Below are 18824 nucleotides of genomic sequence, written 5' to 3'. Positions count from 1 at the left end.
GGAGACAAGGACGCCCGGGACGGAATCCCGGGCGCTCGGCAAGACACTATATATAGTGGAATCACGGTCGGGGCCGGGCTGTCAAGCCGGGCCCCGGGCCGGGGTCAGCTCGGTAGGTTGGCGAACAGCACTCCCATCATCATGCCGAAGAAGGCCAGCATCAACAGGATCAGCACGCCGAAGATCGCCAGGATGACGATGGTGACCGTGCCCAGTTCGCGCCGTTGCCACTCCGGATGGGCGGTGTAGGCCCACTTGTCCACCACCAGGGTGTCACAGATCATGTCGTGCAGGGCCTGCTTGCGGCCGGTGAAGGCGGCCATCAGGAAGCCGATGCCGACGATCAGGCCGCTCAGGATCAGGCCGAAGAAGCGGGCGATGCCGCGCAGCAGGGTGATCCGGTGGCCGTCGCTGCGCACGACCTTGATCCCGACCGCCATCTTGCCCAGCGTGGCCTGCTTGGACGAGGCGTGGAAAGCGGCGTAGTAGCCGGCGCCGATCAGCAGCGGCACCAGGTAGGCGGCCAGGATGAACAGGATGCCGCCGACGCTGTTGAACATGCCCGAAGGGTCGCCGGACATCGCGCTGGCGTTGAGGCCGAAGAACACCAGCATCAACACCATCTGCACGATCTGCGCGGCGATGTTGACGATGAAACCGTCGATCAGATACGCCGCCACCCGTTTCCAGAAGCCCGCGTACACGACTTCGCCGCCGGCGTGGAAAGCCTCGTCCGAACTCACCGCCGCCACCGGCGGCGCGTAGGGCGACGCGACGGCCGCGGGTTCCGGAACGATCGCATCCAGCGTATCGGCGGCCGGCTCGGCGGTCGTTTCGTCCGGCGCATCCAGCAATCGCAGCTCGTTGCCGAAATCCGACAACGGCTGCCATTCCTGCATGCCTTCGCGCCAGACCAGGCTGTCCAGGGCGACGCTGCCGAAACGAAACAGGCGCGCAAGTTCCTCCGATTCCACCGGCCCCTGGCGCTGTCGGTCGCGGTCGGCGTAATACCACTGGCTCATGCAAGGTTTCCTGTGTCGATGTGGAACAGACGGGTATCAGCGACGTGTCCGGCCGGTGCCGGCACGGCCTGCAGGCTGTGCTGCTGCGCGCGGACGCGGCGCACGTAATCCTGATAGGCCGGCAACGCGATGGCCATGACGATCACCATCCACGCTACCAGCATCAATGCACCGAGCACCAGCACCACGGTCGTCACCGCGCCCAGTTCGCGGCGCTGCATGCCAGGCTGGCCGGTGAAGGCCCATTTGTCGACGACCACGGTGTCGCAGATCATGTCGTGCAGGGCCTGCTTGCGTGCGGTGAAGGCGGCCATCAGGTAGCCGATGCACAGGATCAGGCTGCTGAGAAACAGGGCGAAATAACGCGCCACCCCGCGGAGGAAGCCGATCGGTTCGCCGTCGCTGCGCGCGACCTTGATGCCGACCGCCATCTTGCCGGGTGTGGCGTACACGAAGCCGGAGTGGAAGCCGGCGTAGTAGAAGACATTGATGCACAGCGTCAGCAGCAGCGTGCCGACATAGGTCCCCAGCGCGCCGCTGCCGGACAGGTCGCCGAAGATGCCGCCCAACGCTTCGGCGGTCAGGCCGCCGGCGATGCCGACAATCAGGCTGTCGATGATCGAGGCGGCCACCCGCTTCCAGAATCCGGCGTAGACCACATTCTCGTCCGCGGCGGCCATGCGTGCTGGCAGCTGCCCGGTCAGCGGCGAGCGCGCCGGTGCGTAGGGGTTGTCGGACACGGGGGTATAGCTGCTGGGCACGTAGTCGCGCGCCGGCGCCGGTTCGACCGGGTCGCTGCCCAGGGCGAAGACGGCGCGGCCCGAAGCCGGCGCGTCTGCGACAGGCGTGGACAGTTCCGGCTCGGGTTCCGGCGGCAGCGACGGCGGAGCGGCGGGCGCCAGGGGCGATGGCGATTCCACCGCCGCAGGCGGCGGCGTCATTCCCAGTTGCGCCATCAGATCGGCCAGCGGACGCCATTGCAGCATGCCATCGCGCCAGACCAGGGTGTCCGGGCCGATGTCGCCGGCATGGAATCGACGTTTGAGTTCGTCGGTCGCGAGCGGCCCCTGCCGTTGCCGGTCGGCATCGGCGTAAAACCAGATGGACATCCATCCCCCAGAGCTTCCTTCCGGAACGGAAGTTACCTTATCCGGGCGCCGCGGCGCTAGCCGCGGCAGGAGGCGGGCAGGTATCTGACCTCGATATCGGAACTGCAGTCCCAGTCGCCGCTCTCGGCATCGTGCTCGAGGCGCAGAACCTTGCCGTCGAGTCGGGGACTGGGATCGTCGAGGTGCAGTTCCAGTCCGCAGCGGCCGTCGAATTCGCCGATGCGGACAGCGGCCCCCGAATCGCCGGCGTAGCTCTCCGGTGCGCCGAAGCCTTCGTCATCGTTGCCGGGGCAGGCCTGCTGCTCGTCTTCGAACTGCACGATCTGCGTCTTCAACGGCGCGACCGCCGCGACCGCGGTGTACACCCGGGCGCGCAGCGTGTAGTCCTGATAGGCGGGAATGGCGATCGCCGCCAGGATCGCCACGATGACCAGCACCGGTAGCGCCAGCGCGGCGCAGACGATCAGCACGATCTTCCAAGTTGCCATCCGCGGCGGGCGCGAAGGCGTCGCGGCGACGGATGCGCCGTCAGGCAGCGGCGGCGGGGCGGACATCGACGGGGCTCAGTGCACCGGTTCGGGTTCGTCGGCGAACATCTGGGTTTCCATCCAGGCGTAGGCCGCCTCAGAGCCGGGCTGGTTGAACAGCACCATCAGCACGACCCATTTGAGGTCGTCCAGGTCCAGTTCGTCCTGGTCCAGCGCCATCGCGCGGTCCAGCACCAGTTCGCGCTGGTCGGCGTCGAGGATGCCGTGCTGTTCCAGGAACAGCAGGAAGCCGCGGCAGTCCACGTCCAGCTTTTCCAGTTCCGGGCCGTGGTAGACCCGGGTCGGGCCGTCCGCGCGCGCGGCGCCCGCCGTCGGCCGCTGTTCGGCCAGCGCGTCCAGCCAGTCGAAGGCCTTGTTGATTTCGGCGGGGCTGAAACCGGCCTGGATCAGGCCGTTCTGGAGCGAATCGCGGTCGCGGACCGGGTCGGCGTCTTCGGTGAAGTAGTGTTCGAACAGGTACAGCAGAACGTCCAGGATGCTCTCTTTCATCGCCCCTCGATCTATGCCGCCCGGCGGCACTGTGGAGGAAGTGGAACTAGCGCTTGCGCGAGTACCGTCCGTGTTCGACCGTCACTCGCCCGTCCAGTTCCATGACCAGCAGCATGGAGGACAGGGCGGCGGCCGTCAATCCGGTGCGCTCGACCAGCTTGTCCATAGGGATTGGGTCGTGGCCGAGGGCCTGCCACAAGGTCTGGTAGTCGGGGTCCAGCCCTGCCGGGGCGTCTGCCGAAGCTGAACCGGGGGTATCCGGGGCCGTTAGGCGGTGGTGCAGGGCGGCCGCCAAGTCGTCGGCCAGCGGCGCGACCGCGGCCAGCACCTCGTGGGCGCTTTCGACCAGCCCGGCGCCTTCGCGGATCAGCCGGTGGCAGCCGCGCGCCATCGGATTGTGGATCGAGCCGGGCACGGCGAACACGTCGCGGCCGAAATCGGTGGCCTGGCGGGCGGTGATCAGGGCGCCAGAGCGTTCGCTGGCCTCGATCACCAGGGTGCCCAGGGCCAGCCCGGCCAGGATCCGGTTGCGGCTGGGGAAGTGTCCGGGTTTGGCCGGGGTGCCGGGCAGGTGCTCGCTGATCACGGCGCCACGGGCGGCGATGCGCGTGCGCAGGCCGGCATGCGCGGCCGGATAGGCCAGGTCGGGCCCGGTGCCGAGCACCGCCACGGTGATGCCCTCGGCCGTCTCCAGCGCGGCCTCGTGGGCGGCCGCGTCGATCCCGGTCGCCATGCCGCTGATCACGGCGATCCCGGCCCGGGCCAGCGCGCGGGCGAAATCGCGGGCGTTGTCGCGCCCGCCGGCGGTCGGCGAACGGCTGCCGACCACGGCGATGCCCGGATGCCACAGCGCGGCCGGATCGCCATCGACGAACAGCGCCAGCGGCGGGCTGGGCAGGCGTTGCAGCAGCGGTGGGTAATCCGGGTGCCGGTAGTGCAGCAGGTAGTGGTCAGGCCGGGCCAGCCAGTCCATCGCGGTCTGCAGTTGCGCATCACCGGGCTCCTGCAGGGCGCGGATCTGGGCCTCGCCGAGGCCGGCGTGACGCCATGCGCCGGGGCCGGCGTCCAGTGCATCGCGAACCGTGCCATGCCGCTCCAGCAGTGCGCGACGCGGCGCCATCGGGCCGCCGGTTCGCAGCAGCCGGAGCAGGGCAAGGGAATCGTCGTCGTGCATCGTTCGCAGCCTAGCGCGCAAACGACGACGGCGCCCTCGGGCGCCGTCGCAGGCAGGGGTAGGAAAACCCCGAAGCCGGTCAATAAGTCGCGTCGGGATGCTTCAGTTCGTAGCCGACGCGCGCCGGCTTGATCCCTTCCATCACCAGCGCATAGCTGACCTTGTCGAAGGTGCGGAAGACCATGGCATGGGCGGCGTATTCGTCCGGCAGCGTGGCGCGACCGGTCCCATCCTTGAAGGCATCGTCCATGCGCGAGGATTCGCGGTGGACCACGTTGTCTTTGACGTGGCTGCCCTGGCGCCAGACCGAGAACACGGTGCCGTTGTCGATGCCTTCGCGGCTGCCGCCGGAAATGGCGATCACGTCGCGCGGTCCGGCCGAGGTGAAGGTGTCGGCCACCGCCAGCACGCGCAACTGGCCGTCGGCCGGCAGGCTGCGCGGGACGTGCGGGAAGAACTGCAGGTCGTAGGGCTGCGCCTCGACCGGGACCAGGCGGTCGCCGGTGCGCACTTCCAGGCCTTCGTCTTCCAGCACCAGGGTGCTGGCGTCGGCATCGCCGACGGGCCCCTGCTTGTACACGCCGACCCCGACCTTGGCCAGTTCGTAGCCGAGCAGTTCGCTGCTTTCGTCCGGGACCGCGTAGTCCTTCCAGGCGCTGTCGTCGCCGGAAATATGGCCGCCGCGGAAATCCAGGTCGGTGTTGAACTTGCCGCGGGAGTGGATCGCGGTCGGGCGCACGATGGCGTAGCGCTGGCCCGGCTGGCCGCTGTCGAGGCCGAGCGCGTAGATCAGCTGCCCGTTGGACGAGCGCAGGCGGTTGTCTTCCAGACCGACCACGTAGGGCAGATGCTCGAAGCTGTCGACAACCTTGCGATCCTTCAGGAACGGCTCGATGTCCGACAGCGGAATGGCGCCGATCGGCGCTTCATCACGCGGGCCGGGCTGCACCGCCACGCGGTCCAGGTAGGCCAGGCTGATGACGTCGCCGGGATAGATCAGGTGCGGGTTCTGGATTTGCGGGTTGGCCTGCCAGATCTCCGGCCACAGCCACGGCTTCTTCAGGAAGCGGGCGGAGATGTCCCACAGGGTGTCGCCCTTCTTCACCACATAGGTGTCCGGGTGGCCGTCGGTCATTTCGGCGGCCACGGCGACGGTGGCGACCGTCAATGCGGCGGCGGCGAGAACCGTACGAAAATGTTTAAACATGGTGGTATGTACCTGATTCCCCGACAGGTGGTCGCTAACTATAGTGCAGATTCCGGCTCACAGGGCAAGCGCCGGGGTTAGAATTCGTGAGCCCTTGCCGTATTCGGCTTCCGCCCCCATCCTGATTCTTGCCATGGCCCTGCTTCCCATCCTCGAATTCCCGGACCCGCGCCTGCGCACCAAGGCGGTGGCGGTCGAGCCGACTCACATTCATGAACCGGCGTTCCAGCAGCGGCTGGACGACATGTTCCAGACCATGTACGAGGCGCCGGGCATCGGTCTGGCGGCCAGTCAGGTGGACGTGCACCAGCGGTTCATGGTGATTGACGTCAGCGAGGAGAAGAACCGGCCGCAGGTGTTCATCAACCCGGAAATCCTCGACAAGGCCGGCGAGCAGGTCTACCAGGAGGGCTGCCTGTCGGTGCCGGGCATCTTCGCCGATGTCACCCGCGCCGATGAAATCACCGTGCGCTTTCTCGACCGTCAGGGTCAGGCGCAGGAACTTCATGTCGACGGCCTGCTGGCGGTGTGCATCCAGCACGAGATGGACCACCTGGACGGCAAGCTGTTCGTCGACTACCTGTCGCCGCTGAAGCGCGAGATGGTGCGCAAGAAGCTGGCCAAGCAACGCCGGCAGGCCGCGGCCTGAGCAACAGAAAAGTAGTGCAGAGGAACGAGAAACGAGAGAAAGCGGATTCGCGCGCCCACGCGTTCCTCGTTTCTCCCCACTCGTTCCTTGCTCCTCGTTCCTCGCTTCCCGCATGAAGATCGTCTTCGCCGGCACCCCCGACTTCGCCGTCCCCGCCCTGCGTGCCGCGGCTCGCCTCGGCGAGGTGGTGGCCGTGTACACCCAGCCGGACCGGCCGGCTGGTCGCGGCCGCGAACTGACGCCGTCGCCGGTCAAGCGCGAGGCCATCGCCCGCGGCATTCCGGTGCTGCAGCCGGAGTCGCTGAAGGGCGAGACGAGCCGGCAGGCGCTGCGCGCGCTGGCGCCCGACCTGATGGTGGTGGTGGCCTACGGCCTGATCCTGCCGCGCAAGGTGTTGGAAATCCCGCGCCACGGTTGCTGGAACGTGCATGCCTCGCTGTTGCCGCGCTGGCGCGGCGCGGCGCCGATCCAGCGCGCGATCGAGGCCGGCGACGCCGAAACCGGCGTCTGCCTGATGCAGATGGAGGCCGGCTTGGATACCGGTCCGGTGCTGCTGAGCCAGCGCACGCTGATCGGCGATGCCGAAACCGGCGGCCAGCTGCACGACCGGTTGGCCGAACTGGGCGCCCGGGTACTGGCCGATGGCCTGGGCCTGCTGCGTGCCGGCATGCGTCCGCTCGCGCAGCCGCAACCGGACGTTGGCGTCACCTATGCGCACAAGCTGGAAAAGCACGAGGCGAAGCTGGACTGGCACCAGCCGGCCGTCGCGCTGGCGCGCAAGGTGCGCGCCTTCGAACCGTGGCCGGTGGCCGAGGCGCAGCTGGCCGGCGAGCGCCTGCGCATCCACGGCGCGATCGCCGTCGATCAGGCCCATCACGCCGCGCCCGGCACCCTGCTGGCGGCCGGCAAGGCCGGCCTGGACGTGGCCTGCGGCGAAGGCGTGCTGCGCCTGCGCGTGGTCCAGCGCGACGGCGGCAAGGCGATCACCGCCGCCGACTGGCTGAACGCGCGCCGCGACCTGTCGCTGCCGCTATCGCCGGTATGAGCGATCCGGTTGCCGGCGTCGCCGTCCGCGTCGCCGCCGCGCGGGTACTTGCCGCGGTGTTGCGCGGGCGTTCGCTGAAGGCCGAACTGGCGACGGCACTGCCGCGCTTCGACGACAGCCGCGACCGTGCCTTGCTGGAAGCGATCTGCTTCGCCGCGCTGCGCCAGCGCACCCGCTACGACGCGGCGCTGCAGGCGTGGATGCCGAAACCACTCACTGCCAGGGACGCCGAGCTGCGCGGCCTGCTGCTGGCCGGCTTCGCCCAGCTGGATGCCTTGCAGCTGCCGCCGCATGCGGCGCTGTCGGCCACGGTCGAAGCGGCCCGCGCGCTGGGCCGGTCGCGCCAGGCCGGGATGGTCAATGCCCTGCTGCGGCGTGCCCAACGCGAAGGGCTGCCGGCAGCCGATCCGGCCGAGGCATGGCCCGGCTGGTTGCGTGCGCGGGTTTCCGCCGATTGGCCCTGGCAGGCCGCCGCCATCTTTGCCGCCAGTGCCGAACCGGCGCCGTTGTGGCTGCGGGTCAACCGCGCGCGGATCGCGCGCGCGGACTGGCTGCAGAAGCTGGATGCCGACGGCATCGAGGGCACGGCCGATGACCGCCTCGCCGATGCGGTGCGGATCGACACCCCGCTGGCGGTGTCCGCCTTGCCGGGTTTCGCCGAAGGCGAAGTCTCGGTGCAGGACGCCGCCGCGCAGGCGGTCGCCGATGCGCTGGCGCCGCCCGCCGGCGCGCGCGTGCTGGATGCCTGTGCCGCACCGGGCGGCAAGGCCGCGCACCTGCTGGAACGCGATCCTTCGTTGCAGTTGCTGGCGCTGGACGTCGATCCGCGCCGCCTGCGCCGGGTAGCTGACACCCTGCAGCGGGTCGGGGCGCAGGCGCAGTTGAAGGCCGCCGATGCCGCCGACACCGCCGCCTGGTGGGACGGCCGGCTGTTCGACGTGGTGCTGCTGGACGCGCCGTGCTCGGCCACCGGCATCGTCCGCCGCCAGCCGGACGTGCTGCTGCACCGACGCGCGCAGGACATTGATGCCCTGGTCGCCCTGCAGGCGCGCCTGCTGGATGCGCTGTGGACGGTACTCGCGCCCGGCGGCGTGTTGCTGTACGCGACCTGCTCGATCCTGAAGGACGAGAACGAACGCCAGATCGACGCCTTCCTGTCGCGTACCCCCGACGCCGTGACCGAGCCGCTGGACGCAGGCTTCGGCCATGTCTCCGGCGTCGGCCGCCAGACCCTGCCCGGCGAAGGCGGTCGCGACGGATTCTTCCTGGCCCGACTGTCGAAGAGGAAAGCCTGATCCTTCGATCTCGCCGGGAGTCTGTCACGCAGGTGTAATATCGCCGACCGAGCGCAGACGTTGCGATTCCAGGCTTGATGCAAGGTGATCCGGGGAGACGGGGTGGCGAAGCACTATCTGCTTTACGGTTCCGAGCGTTACGCGCTGGCGATCCTGCGTCCGCTGCAGGAGGCGATCCGCGCACGAGGCGGCGAGGCGGCATGGTTCTTCGACGGTCCCGGCGCCGAAGACCTGATCGAAGGCGAGAAGCTGCTCACCACCACGCAGCAGGTGCGCGCGTGGAACCCGATCGCGATCATCACCGGCAGCAACGCGGTGCCGCATTTCTTCCCGGGCGTGAAGGTCGAGACTTTTCACGGTTTCGATGCCGGCAAGCCCCGGCATATCTACATCCGCGGGTTTTTCGACCTGTACTGCACGACCGGTCCACGCGACACCGGGCAGTTCAAGGCCATCGCGGACAAAGTCGGCCACTTCAGCGTGGTCGAGACCGGCTGGCCGAAGATCGATCCTTTCATGAAGGAATTCGGCGGCGGGCCGCCGCCGCTGCGGCAACCTCCGGTGATCCTGTACCACTCGACTTTTTCGCCGTCGTGGAGCGCAGCGGAAACCCTTTACGACGAGGTCAGGCGTCTCTCGCGCAGTGGCGAATGGCGTTGGGTCGTCACCTTCCACCCGAAGATGAACCCGGAGACGGTGGCGAAATTCCGTGCGCTGCAGAACGAGTGGCTGCGCTTCGCCGACGACGACAACATTCTCGAACTGTTCGGCCAGGCCGACCTGATGTGTTCGGACACCTCGTCGGCGCTCAACGAATTCCTGCTGACCCACAAGCCGGTCGTCACCTTCAGGAACCGCCGCCCGGGCCCGCAGCTGATCGACATCGACGACCCCGCGCAGTTCGAACCGGCGATCCGCCGCGCGCTGTCGCGGCCGCCGGAACTGATGGCGGCGATCCGCGAATACGCCGACAGCATCCATCCGTACCAGGACGGCAGGTCGAGCGAGCGCATTCTCGATGCCATCGACGACTTCATCGCGAAGGGCGGGCGCAACCGCAAGCCCAAACCGCGCAATTGGTGGCGCAAGCTGAAGATCCGCAAGCGCATCGGCTACTGGGGCCCGGCCTGAGGCAATGCGGCTGTAATGCCGTCGACCCGCGGTTGTCACGGGCGGCGCCGAACATGCGGGCGCCATGCCCGTTCCGGTCGCCAGCGTCATCTTCAGCACCTACAACTCGGAAGCGTGGTTGCGCAAGACGTTGCTGGGTTTTGCCGTGCAGGATCGCGCCGACTTCGAGGTGATCGTGGCCGACGACGGTTCGGGTGACGCGACCCGCGAAACGGTGGATGCATTGCGTGGGCGAGTCCCGTTCGAGGTGAGCCACGTCTGGCAGCCGGATGAAGGGTTCCGGAAATCGCGCATTCTCAACAAGGCGATCGTCGACAGCCGCGGCGACTATCTGATCTTCACCGACGGCGACTGCGTCCCGCGCCGGGACTTCGTTTCCACCCACCTGCGCCTGCGCGAACGCGGGCGGTTCCTGTCCGGCGGCTATTTCAAGTTGCCGCTGGATATCAGCACGGCGATCGGCGATGAAGACATCGCAGTGCAGCGTTGTTTCGATATCGAATGGCTGCGCGGGCAGGGGTTGCCCCGCAAGCCGCGCGACGTGAAGCTGACGGCCGAAGGCGCGTTCGCCGACTGGCTGGATGCGCTGGTGCCGGTCAACGCCACCTGGAACGGGCACAACGCCTCGGGCTGGAAGGATGACCTGCTGGCGGCCAACGGTTTCGACGAGCGCATGGGCTACGGCGGGCAGGACCGCGAATTCGGCGAACGGCTGGAAAATGCGGGGGTCCGCGGCAAGCGGATCCGCCATCGCGCCATCTGCCTGCATCTGGACCATGCGCGCGGTTACCGCACGCAAGCCTCGATCGACGCCAACCTGGCGATCCGCGCCCGGACCCGGGCCGAGCGGATCACCCGCACCGACCACGGCATCGCACAACTGGTCGCGCAAGGGGCGGCGGGGCTCATCCGCAGCGCGGCCTGAGTGCGCGCCAGGCGGCGACGACTTCGTCGGGGCCGATGTCCGCTACCCGGCTGTGTTCCCCCTTCGTGCCCCCCAGTACCGCGATGTCGCCCGGGCCCAGCGGTCGCCACTTGGCCGGCGATGCGGCGCCGAACAGCACCACCAGCGGGCAGGCCAGCGCGGCGGCGGCATGCGCCGGGCCGGTATCCACCGAAACCATGCTGTGCGCCTGTTGCAGCAAGGCCAGCAGGCGTGGAACCGGCAGTTCTCGGGCCAGATTGTGCAGGCGCGGATCGTTGCCGACGGCGGCGCGGATATCTTCCAGCACACCATGTTCGTTCGGCGATCCGCACAGCAGGACCTGCGCACCGGGCAGCGCCTGCCAGACGGCCTGGGCAACCTCGGCCCAGCAGGCCGGCGGCCAGTATTTCGGATGCGAACGGGTGGCGACGCCGCCGCGCTTGTGGGTGCGCTTGTTGCCGGGCTGGAACAGGACCAGCGGGCCGTCGAGGCGCCTGGCCTGGCGCCATTGGTCGAAGTCGCGACGGGCCGCATCGGCGACGGCGAGGGTCGGCAGGCGATAGGCCTCGCCGTCGATGTCCTGCCGTGCCGGATAACCGGCCGCCGGGTCGAGCAGACCCATGCGAATCCAGCGGTCGGGCCACAGTCGTGGAGTGACGCCGTCTTCCAGTGTTTCGTCGCCGGCGGGGCGATGCACGATATCGGCCTCGGGGATGCCGGCGCGACGGATCAGGCCGACCATGTCCGGGTTGTCGTCGCACAGGTACACCGGGCCGCGGCCGCGGGCCTTCAGCCATCGCACCAGCGCCCACTGGCTGGGGCACAGCAGGTAGGGGGTGCTGCGACTGCGGATCAGCTGCACACGGGCGACTTCGGGAAGGTCGTGTAGCAGGGGGGGCGTCCAGTCGCCCGAACCGACGACCTCGACCGGACTGCCGTAACGGGCGGTGAGCAGACGAATGATCGGGGTCAGCATCACCACGTCGCCGAGGGCGCCGCAGCGCACGACCAACGGGCGGGCGCTCATGCCGCGCGCTTGTTCGGTGTTCGATTCATGGCGCGCAGCTTACGGTATTTGCCGACGACGGCTTTGGCATGGCAGGCATGGAACTTCCAGCCCGCCCGCCTGTCGCGCCAGGCGCCGCGCAGCAGGTAGGCCTTCAGCCAGTAGGCGCCGGCATGCGTCCATGGCGACAGTGGGCCGCAATGGTGGCCGCCGGCGTGTTTTTGTTCGGCCCACAACTGCGCGTAGCGCTGCAACTTCTGCCGGTGCTGGTGCAGCGAGCGTGCGGTGTCGTGTTCGATCACCGCCCTGCAGGCGGCCACCCGCTTGCCGCGCAGGTCGGGACGTTCGTGGACTTTCATCGGCAGGTAGCGCAGGTCCGGGCGGATCAGGCGCTCGGCGTGCTCTCGGTCGTGCAGCCAGCGACCGAGGAAGCGGTTCCGGCGCTGCAGGTTCCAGACGTCGGCCTGCTCGACGCGACCGCTGGCGAACAGGTCGCGCAGGATATCGGCGCTGCCTTCGGCCAGCCATTCGTCAGCATCCAGCAGCAACAGCCACGGCTGACTGGCGCGGGCAATGGCGGCGTTCTTCTGCGCGGCGAAACCCAGCCAATCCTGGTGTTCGACCCGCGCGCCGTGTGCCCGGGCGACGGCGACGGTGTCGTCGTCCGACCCGGAATCCAGCACCAGCATCTCGGCGCACAGCGGCGCCATCGAAGCCAGACAGCGTCCGATGCGGTCGGCCTCGTTGCGAGCGATGACCACACCGGAGAGCGGAAGCAAGTCGGACACGGGCGCTGTTGCAGGCCAGGAAAGGCCTGCGAGTGTGACGCCGCTTTGCGAAGCCGGTGTTACCAGCGTAGCCGGCGCCTGCCCAGCGCCTGCCCGAGTTGCCGGTATAGTTCGTGCGCCTGCGCCTGGGGCACGTAGCGGATCCGCAGCGGTGGCGCCAGGCCGGTGGCGCCGGCGGTGTCCAGCCACAGGCTGGCGGTGCCGAAACGGCGGTCCAGCGGCGAGCGCGACAGCCGCAGCGCCTGCAGCTTGTCGATTTCGGCGAAGCGCCACCAGCGCGACCACCAGCCGCCGCGCACGGCGACCAGTTGTTCGTCGACCGAATAGCCGATCCGCCGCGCCTGCTGCCGCGCCGACCATGCGCTCCAGGGCAGCCACAGCAACAGCAGCAGGAACAGTGGCTGGCCGAAGGCGATGGCCAGTGCCGAGGCCAGCAGCAACCAGAACACCGCACCGGGCAGGAACAGCCGCCATGCGGTGCCACGCGCGGCTGGCAGCCAGTTGGCGCAGGGCCATTGCGCCTGCGGCAGCAGGTGGCGGACCAGTGCATCGCAGGCATCCGGGCTGGCGATCGGCGCCAGTTCCTTCAGCGCGCGGCCATCGCCCTGGCCCTGCATTTCCGCCACCGCGGTATCGATGCGCAGGTTGCGGCGCTTGAAGCGGCGATGCAGGAAGCCTTCGTACAGGCTCCAGGCCTGGATGCGCCGTCGCGCCACGCTGGTGCGCAGGCGCGTGAGCAGGCCGCGCTCCACGGTCAGCCGGTGTTGCGATTCGCTGAGCCGGAAGCCGTGGTACTGCAGGAAGGCCAGCAGCACCGACAGCAGGCGCAGCAGGGCCAAGGCCAGCAGCAACAGCAGCAATGCGGCCGTCGCGGCGACGACCAGGCTCAGCTGCAGATGGCTGGCATAGCCGAACAGCTGGCGACCGAAGCGTTCGACCAGATGCGCCATCCAGTCGTCGGGGAAGAACTGCCAGGCCGCGCCGAAGGCAGCGGCGAACACGATCATGCCGCGGTTGGAGACCAGGCCCAGGCGGATGATCTCCGCCGCCGACAGGCTCAACAGGGTGTGGCCCTGCGCGGCAGGCTGCGCTGCCGGATGTGGATCGTCCCCGGCCACGGTGCCGGCGCGACTCTGCCGGCGCACGCTGGCTTCCAGCGCCAGCGCTTCGTCCAGCCGCAGTACCCGCATCTCCGCTTCGGGCTTTTGTCCGCCGGCCGACTCCAGCCGCACTTCGGCCACCCCGAACAGCCGGTGCAGCAGGCTCTGGTGCAGGCCGACGTTGTGGATGCGGGCGAACGGAATCTCGCGCAGGCTGCGGTGCAGCCAGCCTTCGCGGATGGTCAGCGAATCGCGGCCGATCCGGTAGCGATAGGTGAAATAGCGCAGCACCGAAATCAGTACCAGCACGCCGACACCGATCAGCGGACCGATCAGCGCCCAGTCGCCGCCCGGTCCGCGTCGGCTGCCGAAGAACAGCAGTGCCGCCAGCGGCAGCACGAACTGCTTCAGCTGCTGGATCAGCACGAACAGCCACGACCACGGATGCAGCCGGCGATCCGGCGTGGCGATGTCGGCCTGCGCCTGGCTCACAGCGCGTCGCCGACCTCGTCGAGCTGGCGCGCCAGCCGGTCGCGCAGCCATTCGGCGTCGTTGGCATCCAGTCCGCCGACCGGGACCGCGGCCATCCGGGTACCGGCGGTGTGGATGACCAGGGTGGCCAGGTTGGCCCAGCGTTCCAACGGCCCGCGCTTCAGGTCCAGATGCTGCACGCGCGAGGCCGGCACCCGGGTTTCGCGGAACCACCAGTGTCCGTGCTGCACGGCGAAGCCGTCCTCGTCGAGCTTCCAGCGCGTGCGGCGGTGGCGCTTCCAGCCGATCCAGGCGCCGAATGCCGCCCCGGCCAGCGCCGGCAGCAGCAGCATCCACAGCGGCAGGCGCAGCGGCAGGACCAGGGCCAGCCCGATGCCGACGCCCGGCAGTCCCCAGCCGATGGCGTTGCCGAGGGCGGCGAATACCGCGCCGCGCGGCGGCAGCGGGTGCCATTCCTCGCGATCCCAGCTCTGCGGCAGCTCGGGCGGAGAGGATGCGGAGGCGGGAGGTACGGGGACCGAGCTCATGAGGACGATGGTAGCGTGTAGGGATTGGGCTCGCCGCTGCCCGGCGGACGCCAGCTGAAGCGCTTGTAGGTCCATTGGTACTGTGCGGGATCGCGGCGGGCGACGTGCTCGATGCAGGCATTCAGCGCCGTGGTGGCCTGCAGCAGGTCGGGATCGGCAATCTGCGCCGGCGCCGGTTCCACATGCAGGGCGAACTGCAGGTCCGGCCCGGTGCGCTCGCACCAGGCGCACAGCACGATGGCATCGGTGCGCTCGGCCAGCCGTGAGACCAGGGTCATGGTCAGGGCGGGAATGCCGAAGAACGGCGCGAATTCGCCATCGCCCTGCTTGGGCTGCTGGTCGGGCAGGATGCCGACCGCACCGCCGTCCTTCAGCGCCTTCCACAACTGGCGCACGGCCGGCTCCTCGGCGCGGACCTGGGTGATGGCGTCGGCGCCGCGCACCCGGTTCAGGAAGGCGTCGCCCATCGCCGACTCGGGTGGCGCGTACAGGATCGAGATCGGCCCGCGCGAGGCCAGCCACTGATTCAGCAGTTCCCAGTTGCCGAAATGCGGGGCAATGACAATCACGCCGCGGCCGCTGGCCAGTGCCTGGTCGTACAGCGGCTCGCCGTCCCGCGGCGACAGCCGTGCCAGGTTCTCGTGCGCGGGACGGGTCCAGAAGCGTAGCGTCTCCATTGCCTGCCGCGCGGTCGTGTGCAGGATGGCACGATGCAGTTCCCGGCGCTGGGCCGGCAGCAGTTCGGGATAGACCAGCTCGATATTGCGGCGGGCGACCCGGCTCTCGCGGGCGTCGATCCGCCGCCACAGCCAAGCGATCGCATCGGCCAGGCGGCGCAGCCACGGCCACGGCAGGCGGGCCAGCAGGGCGACGCCACGGTAGAGCAAGCTGGCCTGGGTTTCGGGGGTCATCGGCCCAGTGTAGCGGTGGGCAATGACCGGCCGTGCGGGCCGGGCGGCTATCCTTGGCGCATGACGCCCCGCGAACCCCGTCGATGCTTGCCCTGATCCAGCGCGTGAGCGAAGCCCGCGTGAGCGTCGACGGCCATGTCGTGGGCGCTATCGGCCCCGGCCTGCTGGCCCTGGTCGCGGTCGAGCCGGGGGACGACGAGGCCCGGTTCCGGCGCATGGCCGAGCGCCTGCTGGGCTACCGGGTGTTCGCCGACGACGGCGGGCGGATGAACCGTTCGCTGGCCGACACCGGCGGCGGGCTGCTGCTGGTCAGCCAGTTCACCCTGGCCGCCGACACCCGTTCCGGCATGCGCCCCAGCTTCACCACGGCCGCGGCGCCGGACGAGGCTGAACGCGGTTTCAACCGTCTGGTCGCCATTTGTCGGGAAAAACACCCGCCGGGGGTGGAAACCGGCCGCTTCGGTGCCCATATGGTCGTTGGCCTGGTCAACGACGGGCCGGTGACCTTCCTGCTTCGGGCCTGAAGTTTCCGGCGCCCGAACGGGACTATCGCCGGCCCGGGCTGGTATAATGCCGGGTTCTCCCTCTTCCACAGCCGGTGGCGCAAGCACTCATGGCCAACGAACGTCCTGCCCCGCAATCCGACCTCAAGCTGCTGATCAGCAAGGGTCTGGAGCAAGGCTATCTCACCTATGCCGAGGTCAACGATCACCTGCCCGACGACCTGGTCGACCCGGAGCAGATCGAGGACATCATCGGCATCATCAACGGCATGGGCATCGACGTGCACGAAGTCGCGCCCGATGCCGAAACCCTGCTGCTCGCCGACGGCAACACCGGCAACCGCGAAGTCGACGAGACCGCGGCCGAGGAAGCCGCCGCGGCGCTGACCTCGCTGGATACCGAAGGCGGTCGCACCACCGACCCGGTGCGCATGTACATGCGCGAGATGGGCACGGTCGAGCTGCTGACCCGCGAAGGCGAAATCGCCATCGCCAAGCGCATCGAAGAGGGCCTGGCCCAGGTGCAGGCCGCGCTGGGCAATTTCCCGTGGTCGGTCGAACTGCTGCTGGAAGACTACGAGCAGCACAAGGAAGGCAAGAAGCGCCTGGCCGAGATCGTGGTCGGCTTCAACGACGAGGAAGAGCCAGCCGCGGCCGAAGCCGCGGCCGACGACACGTCGTCCGCCAGCGCCAGCTCGTCGAACGACGACGACAGCGATTCGGACGACGACAGCGACGATGACGACAGCAGCGACGAGGACAGCGGCCCGACCGGTCCGGATCCGGAAGAGGTCGCCCGCCGCATGACCGAGCTGGCTGCCGCCTACGCCAAGTTCAAGCGCTCCCACGCCAAGAACGGCGCTGACCACAAGGCCGTGGTCAAGCTGCGTTCCGAGCTGGCCGATATCTTCGTCACCCTCAAGCTGCCGCTGGCGCTGACCGATACCCTGGTCCGGCGCGTGCGCGACGTGCTCGGCGAGATCAGGGACCACGAGCGCAAGGTGCTGCACCTGTCCACCCAGGTGGCCAAGATGCCGCGCAAGGATTTCATCCGCGCCTGGGAAGGCAACCAGACCAACCTGGGCTGGGTCGATGAAGTGCTCAAGCGCAAGCAGAAGTGGTCGTCCGGCCTGCGCGAGGTCAAGGACCAGATCGTCGCCGAGCAGGAAGCCACCATCGCGGTCGAAAAGGCGATGTACATGACCCTGGCCGACATCAAGGAAACCAGCCGGGTCATGGCCTACGGCGAAGCCAAGGCGCGCAAGGCCAAGAAGGAAATGGTCGAGGCCAACCTGCGCCTGGTGATCTCGATCGCCAAGAAGTACACCAACCGCGGCCTGCAGTTCCTCGACCTGATCCAGGAAGGCAACATCGGCCTGATGAAGGCGGTCGACAAGTTCGAATACCGCCGCGGCTACAAGTTCTCGACCTACGCCACCTGGTGGATCCGCCAGGCGATCACCCGCTCGATCGCCGACCAGGCGCGCACCATCCGCATTCCGGTGCACATGATCGAGACCATCAACAAGCTCAACCGCATCTCCCGCCAGATGCTCCAGCAGTACGGCCGCGAGGCCACGCCGGAGGAACTGGCCAAGGAGATGGACATGCCCGAGGACAAGATCCGCAAGGTGATGAAGATCGCCAAGGAACCGATCTCGATGGAGACCCCGATCGGAGACGACGAGGACTCGCACCTGGGCGATTTCATCGAGGACATCAATGTCGAGTCCCCGATCGAGAACACCACCAACATCAATCTGATGGAAACGGTGCGCAGCGTGCTGGCCGGGCTGACCCCGCGCGAAGCCAAGGTGCTGCGCATGCGCTTCGGCATCGACATGAACACCGACCACACCCTGGAAGAGGTCGGCAAGCAGTTCGACGTCACCCGCGAGCGCATCCGCCAGATAGAGGCCAAGGCCCTGCGCAAGCTGCGCCATCCCAGCCGTTCGGAACAGCTGCGCAGTTTCCTCGACATCGAGTGATCCGCAAACGCATGGTTTCCGCGCAGACCCGCCGCAAGGCGGGTTTGTCGTTTGCGGGCGCGTCGCGGATACAATGCGCAGTCACCGGCACGTCCGCGGGCCTATAGCTCAACGGTTAGAGCAGAGGACTCATAATCCTTTGGTTCCAGGTTCGAATCCTGGTGGGCCCACCAGTCAATCGCTCTCGGAATAGCGCAGCAATTCTTCCGGCTTGATGATGCTGACCGAGCGGTAGCTGTGGCTGAGCCAGCCGGCCTCGGCGAATTTGCGCAAGGCGGCGTTGACCTGCTTGCGCGAGGCGTTGGCCATGACGCCCAACTCGGTCTGCGACAGCGAGATGGGAGTGGGGCCGGACCATGCGACCCGTTGCAGGATCGATGCGATCCGCTTGTCCGCCTCGGGTTTCTGCAGGTCGTGCACGACCCGGATCAGGGTATCGGTGCTGGCGACCAGGATCTGCGCGAAATTGCGGATCACGGTCGGGTCCTTTTCCGCCATCCGGTCCATTGCCGACAGCGGCAGGTGCATCAGCCAGGTTTCGACCAGCGCGCGCAATTCGATGCGACGCGGTTGCCGGGTCAGGAAACAGCCTTCGCCTGTCCATGAACCCGCCGAGCCGACGTGGATGATGCGCGGCACGCCGCCTGGGGTCGACGCGTTGACGCTGAGCGTGCCGCTGACCAATCCGTAGGCGCCACCGAGCGGCCCTTCGAATCGATAGATCGTTTCCTTGGCTTCGTAGCGTTCGAGGATGGAATGGCTGAGTACCTCGAGCTGGAAATCCCGGGGTTGGCGGGAGAGCCAGCCGTTCTGGGTCAGTATCCTGTCGGCGATGTCCCGGCTCATGCGCATGCCGTGGCCCCCTGAGCAAATGATGTTGATTGGTCGCAGTGCAATCGCGCCAATGGAAATATC

The 18824-nt window shown here is 68.2% G+C and carries 19 protein-coding genes and 1 tRNA gene; 8 read left to right on the top strand and 12 right to left on the bottom strand.

Annotation, left to right across the window (positions count from 1 at the left end):
• Positions 1-104: 104 nt before the first annotated feature.
• The 6 genes from CSC70_RS00840 to CSC70_RS00815 all read right to left on the bottom strand — a co-directional run bounded on the left by CSC70_RS00840 (position 105) and on the right by CSC70_RS00815 (position 5549).
• Positions 105-1022, bottom strand: coding sequence for an RDD family protein (locus tag CSC70_RS00840; protein ID WP_162454742.1), 918 nt, complete (start codon positions 1020-1022; stop codon positions 105-107).
• Complete coding sequence (locus CSC70_RS00835) at positions 1019-2131, bottom strand: RDD family protein (RefSeq protein ID WP_162454741.1); 1113 nt, start codon at positions 2129-2131, stop codon at positions 1019-1021. The genes CSC70_RS00840 and CSC70_RS00835 overlap by 4 nt, the downstream gene beginning before the upstream one ends.
• A 56-nt stretch (positions 2132-2187) precedes the next feature.
• Positions 2188-2619 (bottom strand): pilin, encoded by a 432-nt coding sequence (locus tag CSC70_RS00830; RefSeq protein WP_162454740.1) that lies wholly within the window; start codon positions 2617-2619, stop codon positions 2188-2190.
• A gap of 75 nt (positions 2620-2694) precedes the next feature.
• Positions 2695-3168, bottom strand: coding sequence for a DUF494 family protein (locus tag CSC70_RS00825; protein WP_162454739.1), 474 nt, complete (start codon positions 3166-3168; stop codon positions 2695-2697).
• A 46-nt stretch (positions 3169-3214) separates the two neighbouring features.
• On the bottom strand, positions 3215-4342 hold the full coding sequence (dprA, locus tag CSC70_RS00820) for a DNA-processing protein DprA (protein WP_162454738.1): 1128 nt from the start codon (positions 4340-4342) through the stop codon (positions 3215-3217).
• Positions 4343-4421: 79 nt separating this feature from the next.
• Positions 4422-5549, bottom strand: a complete 1128-nt coding sequence (locus CSC70_RS00815) for a LysM peptidoglycan-binding domain-containing protein (protein ID WP_162454737.1) — start codon at positions 5547-5549, stop codon at positions 4422-4424.
• Positions 5550-5682: 133 nt separating this feature from the next.
• On the opposite strand from CSC70_RS00815, the gene def reads away from it, so the two are divergent.
• From def to CSC70_RS00790, 5 genes are all read left to right on the top strand, one after another.
• Complete coding sequence (def, locus tag CSC70_RS00810; protein WP_162454736.1) at positions 5683-6198, top strand: peptide deformylase; 516 nt, start codon at positions 5683-5685, stop codon at positions 6196-6198.
• Between the two features lie 112 nt (positions 6199-6310).
• Positions 6311-7243 carry a methionyl-tRNA formyltransferase gene (fmt, locus tag CSC70_RS00805; RefSeq protein ID WP_162454735.1) on the top strand — a complete coding sequence of 311 codons (933 nt, stop codon included), beginning with the start codon at positions 6311-6313 and terminating at the stop codon, positions 7241-7243.
• Complete coding sequence (gene rsmB / locus CSC70_RS00800; RefSeq protein ID WP_162454734.1) at positions 7240-8538, top strand: 16S rRNA (cytosine(967)-C(5))-methyltransferase RsmB; 1299 nt, start codon at positions 7240-7242, stop codon at positions 8536-8538. The genes fmt and rsmB overlap by 4 nt, the downstream gene beginning before the upstream one ends.
• 102 nt (positions 8539-8640) lie before the next feature.
• Positions 8641-9669: a CDP-glycerol glycerophosphotransferase family protein gene (locus CSC70_RS00795; RefSeq protein WP_162454733.1), complete on the top strand. Its 1029-nt coding sequence runs from the start codon at positions 8641-8643 to the stop codon at positions 9667-9669.
• Between the two features lie 64 nt (positions 9670-9733).
• Positions 9734-10594, top strand: a complete 861-nt coding sequence (locus CSC70_RS00790) for a glycosyltransferase family 2 protein (RefSeq protein ID WP_162454732.1) — start codon at positions 9734-9736, stop codon at positions 10592-10594.
• On the opposite strand, the gene CSC70_RS00785 is transcribed toward CSC70_RS00790, so the two are convergent.
• The 5 genes from CSC70_RS00785 to CSC70_RS00765 are packed head-to-tail and all read right to left on the bottom strand — an operon-like array spanning position 10575 to position 15418.
• Complete coding sequence (locus CSC70_RS00785; protein WP_162454731.1) at positions 10575-11621, bottom strand: glycosyltransferase family 9 protein; 1047 nt, start codon at positions 11619-11621, stop codon at positions 10575-10577. The genes CSC70_RS00790 and CSC70_RS00785 overlap by 20 nt on opposite strands.
• Complete coding sequence (locus CSC70_RS00780; protein WP_162454730.1) at positions 11618-12388, bottom strand: glycosyltransferase family 2 protein; 771 nt, start codon at positions 12386-12388, stop codon at positions 11618-11620. Before CSC70_RS00780 ends, CSC70_RS00785 begins: the two co-directional genes overlap by 4 nt.
• A 59-nt stretch (positions 12389-12447) precedes the next feature.
• Positions 12448-14031, bottom strand: a complete 1584-nt coding sequence (locus CSC70_RS00775; protein WP_162454729.1) for a PH domain-containing protein — start codon at positions 14029-14031, stop codon at positions 12448-12450.
• Entirely contained in the window at positions 13977-14507 is a 531-nt protein-coding gene (locus tag CSC70_RS00770; RefSeq protein WP_162454728.1) for a PH domain-containing protein, read from the bottom strand. The genes CSC70_RS00775 and CSC70_RS00770 overlap by 55 nt, the downstream gene beginning before the upstream one ends.
• Positions 14504-15418 (bottom strand): lauroyl acyltransferase, encoded by a 915-nt coding sequence (locus CSC70_RS00765; protein ID WP_162454727.1) that lies wholly within the window; start codon positions 15416-15418, stop codon positions 14504-14506. Before CSC70_RS00765 ends, CSC70_RS00770 begins: the two co-directional genes overlap by 4 nt.
• Positions 15419-15501: 83 nt before the next feature.
• Between CSC70_RS00765 and dtd the strand changes: the two genes are divergently transcribed.
• From dtd to CSC70_RS00750, 3 genes are all read left to right on the top strand, one after another.
• Positions 15502-15942 carry a D-aminoacyl-tRNA deacylase gene (gene dtd / locus CSC70_RS00760; RefSeq protein WP_162454726.1) on the top strand — a complete coding sequence of 147 codons (441 nt, stop codon included), beginning with the start codon at positions 15502-15504 and terminating at the stop codon, positions 15940-15942.
• Between the two features lie 89 nt (positions 15943-16031).
• A complete protein-coding gene (rpoD, locus tag CSC70_RS00755) occupies positions 16032-17909 on the top strand; it encodes an RNA polymerase sigma factor RpoD (protein WP_162454725.1) in 1878 nt (625 codons plus the stop codon).
• A gap of 97 nt (positions 17910-18006) precedes the next feature.
• A tRNA-Ile gene (locus tag CSC70_RS00750) sits at positions 18007-18082 on the top strand.
• A gap of 1 nt (position 18083) precedes the next feature.
• Here CSC70_RS00750 and CSC70_RS00745 read toward each other — a convergent pair.
• Positions 18084-18755, bottom strand: coding sequence for a Crp/Fnr family transcriptional regulator (locus CSC70_RS00745; RefSeq protein WP_211369384.1), 672 nt, complete (start codon positions 18753-18755; stop codon positions 18084-18086).
• Between the last annotated feature and the right edge of the window lie 69 nt (positions 18756-18824).

This window comes from Pseudoxanthomonas kalamensis DSM 18571 (assembly GCF_010211745.1).
GTDB lineage: Bacteria > Pseudomonadota > Gammaproteobacteria > Xanthomonadales > Xanthomonadaceae > Pseudoxanthomonas_A > Pseudoxanthomonas_A kalamensis.
The sequence above is the reverse complement of the archived record's forward strand: the minus strand, read 5'-3'. Positions and strand labels throughout refer to the sequence as shown.